Annotated in this window: 16 protein-coding genes; 8 read left to right on the forward strand and 8 right to left on the reverse strand. The window is 71.6% G+C overall.

Going from position 1 to position 12,485, the window contains the following annotated elements; genetic code table 11:
• Window positions 1-6: 6 nt before the first annotated feature.
• Window positions 7-243, reverse strand: a complete 237-nt coding sequence (locus CGL27_RS41305; protein ID WP_119992604.1) for a DUF397 domain-containing protein — start codon at window positions 241-243, stop codon at window positions 7-9.
• Between the two features lie 9 nt (window positions 244-252).
• Window positions 253-1,122: a helix-turn-helix transcriptional regulator gene (locus tag CGL27_RS41310; RefSeq protein WP_078639283.1), complete on the reverse strand. Its 870-nt coding sequence runs from the start codon at window positions 1,120-1,122 to the stop codon at window positions 253-255.
• Between the two features lie 273 nt (window positions 1,123-1,395).
• Here CGL27_RS41310 and CGL27_RS41315 point away from each other — a divergent pair, with 273 nt between their 5' ends.
• Complete coding sequence (locus CGL27_RS41315; protein WP_119992605.1) at window positions 1,396-1,824, forward strand: ATP-binding protein; 429 nt, start codon at window positions 1,396-1,398, stop codon at window positions 1,822-1,824.
• 6 nt (window positions 1,825-1,830) lie between these two features.
• Here CGL27_RS41315 and CGL27_RS41320 read toward each other — a convergent pair whose 3' ends face one another.
• From CGL27_RS41320 to CGL27_RS41340, 5 genes are all read right to left on the reverse strand, one after another.
• The gene (locus CGL27_RS41320; protein ID WP_119992606.1) at window positions 1,831-3,051 is read right to left on the reverse strand and encodes a hypothetical protein; all 1,221 of its coding nucleotides are present in this window, start codon (window positions 3,049-3,051) and stop codon (window positions 1,831-1,833) included.
• The gene (locus CGL27_RS41325; RefSeq protein ID WP_119992607.1) at window positions 3,048-3,443 is read right to left on the reverse strand and encodes a VOC family protein; all 396 of its coding nucleotides are present in this window, start codon (window positions 3,441-3,443) and stop codon (window positions 3,048-3,050) included. Before CGL27_RS41325 ends, CGL27_RS41320 begins: the two co-directional genes overlap by 4 nt.
• A gap of 89 nt (window positions 3,444-3,532) precedes the next feature.
• Window positions 3,533-4,006: a C40 family peptidase gene (locus tag CGL27_RS41330; RefSeq protein WP_119992608.1), complete on the reverse strand. Its 474-nt coding sequence runs from the start codon at window positions 4,004-4,006 to the stop codon at window positions 3,533-3,535.
• Window positions 4,007-4,338: 332 nt separating this feature from the next.
• A complete protein-coding gene (locus CGL27_RS41335; protein ID WP_014056705.1) occupies window positions 4,339-4,647 on the reverse strand; it encodes a hypothetical protein in 309 nt (102 codons plus the stop codon).
• Between the two features lie 5 nt (window positions 4,648-4,652).
• Window positions 4,653-5,288, reverse strand: coding sequence for an ATP-dependent Clp protease proteolytic subunit (locus tag CGL27_RS41340; RefSeq protein ID WP_119992609.1), 636 nt, complete (start codon window positions 5,286-5,288; stop codon window positions 4,653-4,655).
• 84 nt (window positions 5,289-5,372) lie between these two features.
• On the opposite strand from CGL27_RS41340, the gene CGL27_RS41345 reads away from it, so the two are divergent.
• A complete protein-coding gene (locus tag CGL27_RS41345) occupies window positions 5,373-5,687 on the forward strand; it encodes a type II toxin-antitoxin system Phd/YefM family antitoxin (protein ID WP_078639278.1) in 315 nt (104 codons plus the stop codon).
• Window positions 5,688-5,735: 48 nt separating this feature from the next.
• Here the strand turns inward: CGL27_RS41345 and CGL27_RS41350 are convergent, their stop codons facing one another.
• Complete coding sequence (locus CGL27_RS41350) at window positions 5,736-6,689, reverse strand: M28 family metallopeptidase (protein ID WP_078639277.1); 954 nt, start codon at window positions 6,687-6,689, stop codon at window positions 5,736-5,738.
• Between the two features lie 322 nt (window positions 6,690-7,011).
• On the opposite strand from CGL27_RS41350, the gene CGL27_RS41355 reads away from it, so the two are divergent.
• The 6 genes from CGL27_RS41355 (at window position 7,012) to CGL27_RS41380 (ending at window position 12,386) form a co-directional block, all read left to right on the forward strand.
• Window positions 7,012-7,314, forward strand: a complete 303-nt coding sequence (locus CGL27_RS41355; RefSeq protein ID WP_014056709.1) for an urease subunit gamma — start codon at window positions 7,012-7,014, stop codon at window positions 7,312-7,314.
• Between the two features lie 15 nt (window positions 7,315-7,329).
• A complete protein-coding gene (locus tag CGL27_RS41360) occupies window positions 7,330-7,641 on the forward strand; it encodes an urease subunit beta (RefSeq protein ID WP_119992610.1) in 312 nt (103 codons plus the stop codon).
• Window positions 7,634-9,355: an urease subunit alpha gene (locus tag CGL27_RS41365; protein WP_119992611.1), complete on the forward strand. Its 1,722-nt coding sequence runs from the start codon at window positions 7,634-7,636 to the stop codon at window positions 9,353-9,355. Before CGL27_RS41360 ends, CGL27_RS41365 begins: the two co-directional genes overlap by 8 nt.
• 331 nt (window positions 9,356-9,686) lie before the next feature.
• The gene (locus tag CGL27_RS41370; protein ID WP_119992612.1) at window positions 9,687-10,391 is read left to right on the forward strand and encodes an urease accessory UreF family protein; all 705 of its coding nucleotides are present in this window, start codon (window positions 9,687-9,689) and stop codon (window positions 10,389-10,391) included.
• Between the two features lie 52 nt (window positions 10,392-10,443).
• The gene (gene ureG, locus CGL27_RS41375) at window positions 10,444-11,136 is read left to right on the forward strand and encodes an urease accessory protein UreG (protein WP_119992613.1); all 693 of its coding nucleotides are present in this window, start codon (window positions 10,444-10,446) and stop codon (window positions 11,134-11,136) included.
• A gap of 527 nt (window positions 11,137-11,663) precedes the next feature.
• Window positions 11,664-12,386, forward strand: a complete 723-nt coding sequence (locus tag CGL27_RS41380; protein WP_078647142.1) for an urease accessory protein UreD — start codon at window positions 11,664-11,666, stop codon at window positions 12,384-12,386.
• The last annotated feature ends 99 nt before the right edge of the window (window positions 12,387-12,485 follow it).

Here is a 12,485-nt window from a genome sequence, read left to right on the forward strand (position 1 = left end):
GACGGATCAGCTTCCGGTTCCGGTCGAGCGGGAGGTGCCGGAGCCGAGGCCGTCGTCCTTGAGCCCCTCGAGGAAGGAGACCCAGGTCGACGGGGTGAACAGCAGGACGGGGCCTGCCATGTTCTTCGAATCGCGCACGCCGAGCTGGTCAGACCCCAGCAGGGCCGTCTCGACGCAGTTGTTCATGCCGACGCTGTAGCTGCTGCGCAGCCAGTGGACGGACTTGGCGGACATACTGGACATGGTGCCCCCTCAGGCGCCGCCCCCGATTTTGTTGATGAAGGACAACGATTCCTCAGGTGTCAGGGCGCGGGTCCGCAGTACTTCGAACGCGGCGCTGTACGCCCGGAGGTCTTCTTTCCGCTCCAGATAGAGGCTACTCGTCAGGTGGTCGAGAACTACTACATCCAGGTCACTAATGTGCGGAAAAGAGAAAATAATGAAAGGGCCTGTCATGCCAATGGGCATTCCGATAGAGAATGGCAGCACCTGCAGTTGCACCTGAGGCAATGCGCAAAGATTGGCCAGATGGCTCAATTGCGCCGCCATCACTCCGGGTCCGCCCACCTCGCGCCGCAGCGCCGCCTCGTCCAGCACCGCGTGCAGCCGCAGCGGCCGCTCGCCGTGCAGCACCGACTGCCGTGCGATCCGCACCTCCACCAGCGAGTCCACCTGGGGCCGCGGCAGATCCGGGAGCGCCGCGAGGGTCACCGCCCGGGCGTAGTCCGGGGTCTGCAGCAGACCCGGCACCACCGTGGTCTCCAGGGTGTACGCGTCCGACGCCTCCGCCTCCAGGCTGATGAAGTCCCGGTAGGCGGGCGGCAGTAGATCGCGGTACGCGTACCACCAGCCGCGCCGTGACCCCTCCGGATCCGAGGCGCCCCCGCGGCACAGCGCCTCCAGCAGGGCGCGCAGCTCCGGGTCGGCGACCTCGTAGACCTCCAGCAGCCGCGCCACATCCGAGGGCTTGGCCCCGCTCCGGCCGGTCTCGATCCGGCTCACCTTCGACTGATGCCAGCCCAGCCGGAGGGCGACCTCACCACTGGTGAGTCCGGCCAGATCGCGCTGGCGGCGGAGTTCCGCGCCGAGCTTGCGACGGCGCACCGCCGGGCCGTACCGCATGAGTTCTCCCTCCCGCCTTTTCCCTTGCCGGTGCGTCACCCACAGCGCGCGTCGCACCAGTGGCCCAGTGTGCCTTCCAAATCCGGTTTTCCGTAGCAGAGTTCACCGCTTTGGGCGACAGATATATGCATAACTCGGTGGATCGCGCCCGTTGCGGCGGCCATCGGTGGCACTCTGACGCGTAGAGCCGTCAGGGCAGCCCACGACACCGGCTTCGCAGCTCCACCTTCCAACGCGTCCGCAGGCGCCCCGGCGGGAAAGGGACAGGCCGTCATGGCAGACCATCAGGAAGTATCCGTCACCCTGCCGAGCGCACCGGCGTCGGTTCCCGCGGCACGCGCCTATGTCACGGACGTGCTCGCCGAATGGGGGCTCGGGCAGGGAGGGGAGGCCGCCGACACCGTGCGGCTGATCGTCTCTGAGCTCGCCACCAACGCCGTGGAGCACACCGTGGGCCAGTCGCCCACCTTCACCGTGGACCTACGGCTCGACCGCGAGCAGCGGCTGGAGATCGGGGTCACCGACAGCCACCCCCAATGGCCCCGATGGCTGCCGCTGGCCACCCAGCAGGACAGCGGGCGCGGCATGGTCATCGTGCGCTGTCTGGCCGCGGAGTCGGGCGGCGAGGTGTTCGTCACCCCGACCGCCGACGGCGGCAAGACCGTCTGGATCGCCCTGCCGTGGACCGTGCCGGTCCGCTGAACCCACTCACAGCACGCGCTGGACCTGCCCCTCCGAGGCCCGCGCCTCGGCCAGCCGACGGATCCGGGTGAAGACCCGCCCGGCCGCCGGGCCGATCAGATAGTGCGGCATGTCGCCGCGCTCGATCACCCCGTACCGGCTCGTGCCCATCAGGTACGAGGAGTACAGGATCAGCCCGCTCGGCCGGTGCATATCGACGGTGAGCGCCGAGAAGCCGGGGAACTCGTCGGTCTGATAGACGTGCAAGCCGTCCGCCTCCGCTCCATAGCGCTCCTTGAAACGGCCGAACCGCTCCAGCGAATCCTTGATCTTCCGCGCCATGTCCTCCTGGTACTGGCGGGAGAGCGTGGCCGCCGCGTCCGAGGACGGGTCCAGCAGATAGCAGCGGTAGGTGCCGCCCCGGCGCAGCAGCCCGAGGATCGCGTCGCGAAAGCGGGCCGGACGCTCGGTGGTGACCAGCCGGCCGGAGGAGGTGCGCAGCGCCGTCCCCATGTCGAGGACCTCCTCGCCCGCCGCGTCCAGCAGCCGCGCCTTCTCCTGGGGGCTCGGCCGCTCCGGATACGCGTGCACCGGGGAGCCGTCCGAAAGCCCCCGGCCCGCGAGCCACGCCTTGGCCGCCCCGCCCGGACCGCCGTCGCCCGCCATCAGATAGACGTCCTTGCCCTCATGGCTTCCCACATGGGCGAACAGCTCCGCATACGGTCCCGCGGTGCGGTACACATCCTCCGAAACCGCCAGGCAGTCCGCCGGAGTCGCCTTCTCCAGATGCGCGGCCAGATTGATGTCGGGGGAGTGGATGGTGCCGGTCCGGCCCTCGCCGGTGTGCCGTATCGCCCCCTTGTGCAACGCCATCCGCACATGCAGCTCCCCGTCCACCCCCGCCTGGGCGAACTCGTCGCGCAGATGGCGCAGATCCAGGGTGAGAAAGGTGCGGGCCGCCTCCAGCGCGACATCGCGGGCCACGCTCTCGCTGTCGTCGTGGACCGCGAAGAAGCCCCCGTCGCCGCGCCAGCTCCATAAGTCGCTGCGGGCACAGCGCCGCTGCGCCGAGAGCTGCCCGATCCGGGCGCGCATCCGCTCGCGCAGCAGATCGAAGGCGTGCGCGGCGCGGTCCCTGGGGTTCGAGCGGACGATCGTCGAATACCCGGAGGTGTCGACGAAGAGGAGATACACCTGGTCGTAGGTCCGGTCGGCCTGGAAGGGCTCGCTGTGGAAGGGCTCGCTCATACCGGCTCCAGGCCGCGCTCGACGGCGCTGCGCTCCACGCAGAACTCATTGCCCTCGATGTCGGACATCACCACCCATCCCAGCCCGTCCTCCGTGCGCCGGTCGTCCACTACGGACGCGCCGAGCCCGATCAGCCGCTCCACCTCGGCGTCCCGGGTGCCCGACGGGGGCTGGATGTCGAGGTGCACGCGGTTCTTGACGGTCTTGGAGTCCGGGACCCGGATGAAGAGCAGCCCCGGCACCCCGGGTTGCCCCGAGCTGATCAGCACCTCGTCGTCGTCCGGCTCTGAGTCCTCCAGGGAGTAGCCGGTCAGCTGGGACCAGAACCGCGCGAGGGCGTGGGGGTCACGGGCGTCGAAGGTGATGTGCCGGACCGGGTTGAGATACGCCATGCGATGCCTCCGATGGTCGACAGGGCCGGGCCACAGCGGTGTGGCCCGGCCCCGTCAACCTACCCACGGTCACTGACACCTACGGCGGGTCAGCGCACATGTCCGTACCAGACCTTCTTGGTCCAGATCCGCTCCAGCCGCACCACCGTGCCGGTCTTGGGGGCGTGCCAGATCCGGCCGCCGCCCGCGTACACGCCGACGTGGTAGACCCCGCTGCCGGAGTGGAAGAACACCAGGTCCCCGCCCTTGCGGGAACCGGCCTTGATGTGGCGGGTCCGGTTGTACTGCGCGCCCGCGGTGCGCGGCAGCCGCTTCCCGGCCCGCTTGTAGGCGTACTGCGTCAGCCCGGAGCAGTCGAAGCGCTTCGGCCCCTGCGCGCCGTACTTGTACGGCGCGCCCTTCTTCGACGCCGCGATCCGCAGCGCCTTGGCCGCGACGGTCGCGGCCTCGGCCTCCGGTGGATACCCCGGCGTCGCCACGGTGCCCCCCACGGCGGCGACGGTGAGGGCCGAGACGGCGCCGGCTCGCGAGAACATCCTGGGGATATGTATGTGCGCAGACATCACGCGCCACCCTTCGTGGGCCGACCCCGCCCCGGTGCGGTGGCGGAGTCCTGTCCTCCCCTGGGATGGTCACGCAGCCGCGCCGCCGGTTCCGAGTCGAGAGGGCGCGGTGTGACGGTGGTCACGGCAGGGCCGTTCGGGTGGTGTCGGCCGCCCCGCCCCACGTTCGTGACCTGCGCGAACGGCCGTGCCGAGGCGCGGTGGGGCGGACGGGGGCAGGGACCCGGGCCGCAAGCCGGCCCCGCCCGGGCCGCCGGAATCCCGCTCCGCCGTTCGGGCGACGGCTCCGTGCCCCCGACGGACGACACTCCCGCGCTCCCGGCGGGCGAGTCTCAGGCGCGCAGCGCCGGGGGCAGCGTGACCCGCTCCGCGCGCCGCTCCCCGTCCAGCACCCGCAGCGCCCGGGCCAGGGTCGCGGTGTGCAGCTCGCTCTCCCCGCGCTCATGCATCAGCGCCAGCGCGTCCCGCAGCGCGGTGGCCTTCCCTACCAGGGCCTGGGCGGCCCGCAGACCGCCGTAGGTGTCGCGGCCGCGCGCCGGATTGATCCGGCCCAGCAGATCGACCACGTCCAGATAGCCGTCCACGACGCTCCCCTCGGCGCGGGTGAGCGCGGGCAGCGGGGGCAGCTCCGGTGGCAGCACCGCGCTCACCTCGCCCGCAGCGGCGCGCCCGGCCGCTTACGGCTCTGAGTGACCTTGTCCACCAGCCCGTACGCCACCGCGCCCAGGGCGTCGAAGATCTTGTCGCGGTCGATATCGGCCCGGATCCGCTCGGCGCTCTGGCCGGTGTGCCGCACCAGCATCTGCTCGAGCGTCTCCTGGGTGCGCCGCAGCTCATTGGCCTGGATCTGGAGATCGGAGGTGGTGCCCTCGACCGGCTCGGCGAACGCGGCCTGGTGGATGAGGATCCGCGCCCCCGGCAGGGCCAGCCGCTTGCCCGGGGTGCCGGCGGCCAGCAGCACGGCGGCCGCCGAGGCGGCCTGGCCCAGGCAGATTGTCTCGATGTCGCAGGAGATGAAGTGCAGGGTGTCGTAGACCGCCGTCATGGCCCCGAACGAGCCGCCGGGCGAGTTGATGTAGAGCGAGATGTCCTGGTCGGGCGCGGCGTGCTCGAGATGGATCAGCTGCGCGATCACATCGTTGGCGGCGGTGTCGTCGATGGGGGTGCCGAGGAAGACGATGCGCTCGGAGAGCAGCTTGGAGTACGGGTCCATGGTGTGCGTCCCCGAGCTGGTGCGCTCGGTCAACTCGGGCAGGACATAGCGCGCGGTCGATCGTTCCATCGCGTCACCTCTCGGCGTCGTCGGGCGTCGTTGGCTTGGCTCCGTAAAAAATGTACAGGATGTACATCCCGATATGATGGGAGCATGGCCTACGAGATTCCGGTGACGCAAGCCCGTGCAGAGCTCGCGGAGCTGATCAACCGCGTGGTGTACGGCGGCGAGAGGGTGGTCGTCACGCGCCACGGGAAGCCGCTTGTCGCCCTGGTCTCCGCCGCTGACCTGCGGCGGCTGGAGGAGATCGAGGCGGACGCGGCGGAGCGCGCGGAGGAGCAGGTGATCAGTACCGTGTCATCGACGCGCCCCACCTCGTCCGCTCCGGGCGAACGGCGGCGCTTCGGCATCGCGGCGGAACACAACGGCCCGGACGCCGGGGATCGGCGTCCGGGCCGCGAGGAGTGACGGACGGGACAGGACCGGCTCAGTGCCGGTCGGGTGCTGGGACGCTCGTCAGGAGCTGAGCGTCCAGATCGCGTTGGCGATGGCGTCGGTGTTCAGGTCCAGCGCCTTGTCGTCGATGTTCGACGTCTTGTCGCAGGCGGAGTGGTAGCACGGGTCGAACGCCTCGCCCGCCTTGCCGCCCCACTTGTCGGCCTGCTCCTGGCTCATGGTGGCCTCGGCGCCGGTGAACAGACCGCCGACCCGCACTCCCGCGTCCTTGAACGGGGCGTGGTCCGAGCGGCCGTCGCCCTCGGTCTCCGGGTCGGTGGAGATGTCCTTCGCGGCGTACCAGTCGGTGAAGACCTTCTCCAGCTCGGGGTCGTCGTCATAGACGAAGTAGCCCGGGTTGGGGGAGCCGAGCATGTCGAAGTTGAGGTAGGAGTCGATCTTCGACTTGTCGTCGTCGGCCAGGCTGTCGACGTAGTGCGTCGAGCCGACCATGCCGTCCTCCTCGTCGCCCCACCAGGCGAACCGCAGGTGCTTGGTGGGCTGGAGGTCGGCCTTGGCCACGGCCAGCGCGACCTCGAGGATCGCGGCCGAGCCGGAACCGTTGTCGTTGATGCCGGGGCCGGCCTCGACCGAGTCGAGATGCGATCCGGCCATCACGACCTTGTCCTCGGAGCCGCCCTTCCAGTCGGCGATGAGGTTGTAGCCCTTTGTGCCGCCGGAGGTGAACTCCTGGACGGAGGTGGTGAATCCGGCCGCGTCCAGCTTGCCCTTGATGAAGTCCACGGACTTCTGGTAGCCGGGCTGGCCATGGGCGCGGTTGCCGCCGTTGGCGTCCGCGATGGACTGCAGTTCGCCCAGATCGGCCTTGACCGCCGCGACGTCCACGTCGGGGGCCGCGGCCTGCTTGTTGATGGTGGCCTCGGCGCCGGAGGCGCCGGTCAGCAGGGCCGCGGTGAGCGCGGCACCGGTTGCCGCCGCGAGGGTTCCGCGGCGAAATGACACTATTCGCTTCACAGTTGGGCTCCGTTGTGATGTGGGGGGTTGGAGCGGAGCAGGTGAATCATGGTGGTGCGGTCATGAGAATCGGGGGTACGCGGCGGGGCCGTCAAGTGCGATAGGCGGACACAGGGGTCCGCCGAGCGGAAATCGGGTGCGGGGCCGGAGTGTGTCCGAGGCCCGCCCGACCGGCTTGACCAGCGGCGATGGGGACCGATCAGTTAACGCTGACGAAACGCCACGGAACTAGCCTGCGGAGGCCGGGTGCGAGCCGCCCCGGGCGTGCTGGGCGGGTGGTTTCCGCCGGGCGGTACGAAGATGAGGGGATGAGGTGGGAAGCATGCAATTGACCCCACATGAGCAGGAACGTCTGCTCATTCATGTGGCCGCCGACGTGGCCGAGAAGCGACGGGCCCGGGGCGTGCTCCTCAACCACCCCGAGGCGACGGCGCTGATCACCGCCCACATCCTGGAGGGGGCCCGCGACGGCCGCGGCGTCGCCGAGCTGATGGCCTCCGGCCGCCAGGTGCTCACCCGCGACGAGGTCATGGAGGGCGTCCCCGAGATGCTCCACGACGTCCAGGTCGAGGCCACCTTCCCCGACGGCACCAAGCTCGTCACCGTCCATCAGCCGATCGCCTGACGGGAGGGCGTATCCGTGATCCCCGGAGAGATCCTCCACGCCGATGAGCCGGTGACCCTCAACGAGTGGCGGCCCATCACCCGTCTCACCGTGCTCAACGCCGCCGACCGGCCCGTCCAGGTCGGCTCCCACTACCACTTCGCCGAGGCCAACCCCGGCCTCGACTTCGACCGCGCCGCCGCCCGCGGCAAGCGGCTGAATATCGCCGCGGGCACCGCCGTGCGCTTCGAACCGGGCATCCCCGTCGAGGTCGTCCTGATCCCGATCGCGGGGGAGCGGATCGTGCCGGGGCTGCGCGGGGAGACGGGAGGACGGCTCGATGGCTGAGCTCAACCGCGCGGCGTACGCCGATCTCTTCGGCCCCACCACCGGGGACCGTATCCGGCTCGCCGACACCGACCTGTTCATCGAGATCGAGGAGGACCGCAGTGGCGGACCCGGCCGGGCCGGGGGCGAGGCGGTCTTCGGCGGCGGCAAGGTGATCCGCGAATCCATGGGCCAGTCCCGCGCCAGCCGCGCCGAGGGCACCCCCGACACCGTGATCACCGGCGCCGTCGTACTCGACCACTGGGGCGTCGTCAAGGCGGATATCGGCCTGCGTGACGGCCGTATCACCGGCATCGGCAAGGCCGGGAACCCCGACACCATGGACGGTGTCCACCCCGACCTCGTCATCGGGCCCGAGACCGAGGTCATCGCGGGCAACGGCAAGATCCTCACCGCGGGCGCCATCGACGCCCATGTCCACTTCATCTCACCGACCCTCGTCGACCAGGCGCTCTGCTCCGGGATCACCACCCTCGTCGGCGGCGGCACCGGCCCCGCCGAGGGCACCAAGGCGACCACCATCACCCCCGGCCCCTGGCATCTCGCCCGGATGTTCGAGGCGTTGGAGGGATATCCGGTCAACATCGGACTGCTCGGCAAGGGCAACACCGTCTCGCACGAGGCGATGTGGTCCCAACTGCGCGGCGGAGCCCTCGGATTCAAGATCCATGAGGACTGGGGGGCGACCCCCGCCGCCATCGACGCCTGCCTCGGTGTCTGCGAGGAGAGCGGCGCCCAGCTCGCCATCCACACCGACACCCTCAACGAGGCGGGCTTCGTCGGCGACACCCTCGCCGCCATCGCCGGGCGCTCCGTCCACGCGTATCACACCGAGGGTGCGGGCGGTGGGCACGCACCCGACATCATCACCGTGGTCTCCCAGCCGAATGTGCTGCCCAGCTCCACCAATCCGACCCGCCCGCACACCATCAACACCGTCGAGGAACACCTCGACATGCTGATGGTCTGCCACCACCTCAACCCGGCCGTCCCCGAGGATCTCGCCTTCGCCGAGTCCCGCATCCGGCCCAGCACCATAGCCGCCGAGGACATACTGCACGACCTCGGCGCCATCTCGATCATCTCCTCCGACTCCCAGGCCATGGGACGGATCGGCGAGGTGGTGCTGCGCACCTGGCAGACCGCGCATGTGATGAAGCGGCGGCGCGGAGCCCTCCCCGGCGACGGCCGCGCCGACAACCACCGGGCACGTCGCTATGTCGCCAAATACACCATCAACCCGGCGGTGGCCCAGGGCCTCGACGGGGAGATCGGCTCCATCGAGACCGGGAAGCTGGCCGATCTCGTGCTGTGGGACCCCGCGTTCTTCGGCGTCAAACCGCAACTGGTGATCAAGGGTGGACAGATAGCCTACGCGCAGATGGGCGACGCCAACGCCTCCATCCCGACCCCGCAGCCGGTCCTGCCGCGCCCCATGTTCGGCGCGCTCGGCCGCGCGGCGGCCACGGGCTCGGTCAACTTCGTGACCCAGACGGCGCTGGAGGACGGGCTGGTGGACCGGCTGGCGCTCGGTAAGCGGTTCGCCCCGATCCGCTCCACCCGAGGGGTCACCAAGGCGGACATGCGGGAGAACGACGCTCTGCCGCGGGTCGAGGTCGACCCCGACACGTTCACGGTGACGATCGACGGCGAGCCCGTGGAACCCGCCCCGGCGGCGGAACTCCCCATGGCCCAGCGGTACTTCCTCTTCTGACCGGCCCGTCATGACCACGAACGAGATCCCGCCGCCCACGCCCCGGGACGGCCGCGGTCCGGCCACGGGTGGGCCGCCGGCGGACTTTCCCCAACCCCGCCCCTTCCCGCAACCAGGGGGCGTCGCCCCCTGGCCCCCCGGCAACCCGCCCCCGGACAGCCCGCATCAGGCCCGTCAGGCGGCGGAAGGCATACCTGCCGCGCGAGCGGCGAAGTCCGGGCCACGGGCCACGCAAGGGGATCCCGGGGCCGGGGATGAGGCCACCGGTGGAGTCCGGGGTGAAGCCGGTGGTGGGGCTCAGGGCGAAGCCCCTGGTGGGGTTCGGGGTGAGGTGCCCGGTGGGGTTCGGGGCGGAGCGCGGGGTGGGGTCGCCGCGCTGCTTGTCCTTGCCGATGGTCGGTTCCCGGCCGGAGGCCATGCCCACTCCGGTGGGGCCGAGGCCGCCGTCGCGGCGGGTCGGATCCGCGACGCGGCCTCCCTGGAGGCGTTCTGCCGGGGCCGGTTGCACACCGCCGGGCTCACCGCGGCCGGACTCGCCGCCGCGGCCGCCGCCGGGCTCGACCCGCTCGCGCTGGACGAGGCGGCGGACGCCCGTACCCCCGTCCCCGCGCTGCGCACCACCGCCCGGCGACTCGGCCGCCAGTTGATGCGCGCCGCCCGCGCCACCTGGCCGTCGCCCGAGCTGGACGCCCTGGCCGCCGCCCGGCCGCGTGGGGCGCATCAGCCCGTGGTGTTGGGACTCGTCGCGCGCGCCGCCGGACTCGGGCCGCAGGACGCCGCGTACGCCGCCGGGTACGAGGCGGTGAGCGGGCCCGCGACCGCCGCCGTACGGCTGCTGAGCCTGGACCCCTTCGACGCCACCGCCGTCCTCGCCCGCCTTGCCCCCGAGCTCGACCAGGTCGCGGCGCGGGCCGCCGACGCGGCGCGGCGCGCCCTCGACGAGGGCCCGGGCGCGTTGCCCGCCGCCTCCGCGCCCCTGCTCGACATCGCCGCCGAACAGCACGCCACCTGGTCCGTACGTCTCTTCGCCTCATGACCGAGGCAGCGACCCGTATCCCCCCGCACCCCGTTGGAACACCGGAGCCGTCATGCATCTCGACCACGCGGACACCTACCCCCCGCGCCACACCTACGGCGCCGCCGAACCCCACCGCCCCGACGGCACCCGCCGGGCGCTGCGGATCGGCCTCGGCGGACCGGTGGGCTCGGGCAAGACCGCGACCGTCGCGGCGCTGTGCCGGGCGCTGCGCGACCAGCTCTCCGTCGCCGTCGTCACCAATGACATCTACACGCGCGAGGACGCCGAGTTCCTGCTCCGCAACGCCGTCCTGCCGGCCGAGCGCATCACCGCCGTGGAGACCGGCGCCTGCCCGCACACCGCCATCCGCGACGACATCTCCGCCAACCTGGAGGCGGTCGAGGAGCTCGAGGAGACCGTGGGCCCGCTCGATCTGATCCTCGTCGAGTCCGGCGGCGACAACCTCACCGCGACCTTCTCCAAGGGCCTGGTCGACGCGCAGGTGTTCGTCATCGATGTCGCGGGCGGCGACGACATCCCCCGTAAGGGCGGCCCCGGCGTGACCACCGCCGATCTGCTCGTCGTCAACAAGACCGACCTCGCCCCGTACGTCGGCTCCGACTTGGAGCGCATGGCCCGCGACGCCAAGGCCCAGCGCGGTGAACTCCCCGTCGCCTTCACCTCCCTGGTCGCCGAGGACGGCGTCCGCACCATCGCCGACTGGGTCCGCGCACGCCTGGCCGCCTGGACGGCGGCGGCATGACGCCCGCCCAGGACGCGGCGGCCCGCGCGGAGCCGCCGTGGGCGGGCGGTCCGGCCGCATCGGGCGGGGCATGGCCGCATCCCACGCCGCGGACGTCCGGGTGCGGCTCGGCGCGGGAAACCCCGGACAAGGGGCGCGCCCCGGGCACCTCAGGTACGAAGGCCGCCCTCGGTACGAAGGCTGTCCCCGGTACGTTGGGCGCCTCCGGTACATCGGCCACCTCAGATACGAAGGGCATCCCCGGCACTTCGGGCACTTCCGGTATGCCGGGCGGCACCTCAGGTACGAAGGCCGCCCCCGGTACGAAGGCCGCCCCCGGTACGCCGGGCGCCTCCGGTACGCCGGGCACCTCAGGTACGAAGGGCGTCCCCGGTGCACCGGGCACGTCCGGTACGCCGGGCACCCTCACGCCGGGCGCCCCCACGCCGGGCACCCTCGGCACGAAGGGCACCCCCGCTACCCCGGCCGCGTCCGGCACCCCGGCCGCCCCCGCCACCCCAAGCACCGCCCTACAGGCCACCGCCCGCATCCTCGCCGAGGCGGATGGGCGTGGCGGTACCGCGCTGCCCGTCCTCGCGGGGGACGGGCCGCTCGCGCTGCGCCGTACCCGGGCCGTGGGCGGGGAGGCGCGCGTCACCGTGGTCGGGGCCATGAGCGCGCCCCTCGGTGGGGACCGGATCGCTCTGGAGGTGACGGCCGGACCGGGCGCCCGGCTCCACATCGGTTCCGCCGCGGCCACCATCGCCCTGCCCGGGCGGACAGGTCGGCCCGCCCACTACGAGATCCGGCTGACCGTCGCCGACGGCGCGACCCTCCACTGGCTGCCCGAGCCCCTGATCTGCGCCCAGGGCAGCGATCTGCGCATGACCACCCGTGTCGAACTCGCCCCCACCGCCCGCCTGGTGCTCCGCGAGGAGCAGATCCTGGGCCGTACCGGCGAATCCCCGGGCCATCTGACGGCCCGCCTCACCGTCCACCGCGCCGGGCGCCCCCTCCTCGACCAGGAGCTCTCGTACGGCCCCGGCGCCCTGGGCTGGGACGGCGGCGCGGTACTCGGCGGCCACCGCGCGGTGGGCCAGCTCCTCGTCGTCGACCCGTCCTGCGCCACCGGCCCGCTCGCCCCCCGCGCCCTCACCGGGACCGCCGTCCTCACGCCGCTGACCGGCCCCGCCGCCCTGGCCACCGCCGTGGCCCCGGACGCGCTCCACCTCCGTCGCGCCCTCGATGAGGCGGTCGCGGCCGTGGGCTGATGTTCACGTCTTGATAAAGAAACGGCGGTTTGCCCTGTACTCGGCGGTAAGCAAGACAGAAGAATCCTGCCTGACACTCTGTGATCATCGCCGCTCCAG

Source organism: Streptomyces sp. 11-1-2 (assembly GCF_003595545.1).
In the GTDB taxonomy this organism is placed as follows: domain Bacteria; phylum Actinomycetota; class Actinomycetes; order Streptomycetales; family Streptomycetaceae; genus Streptomyces; species Streptomyces hygroscopicus_B.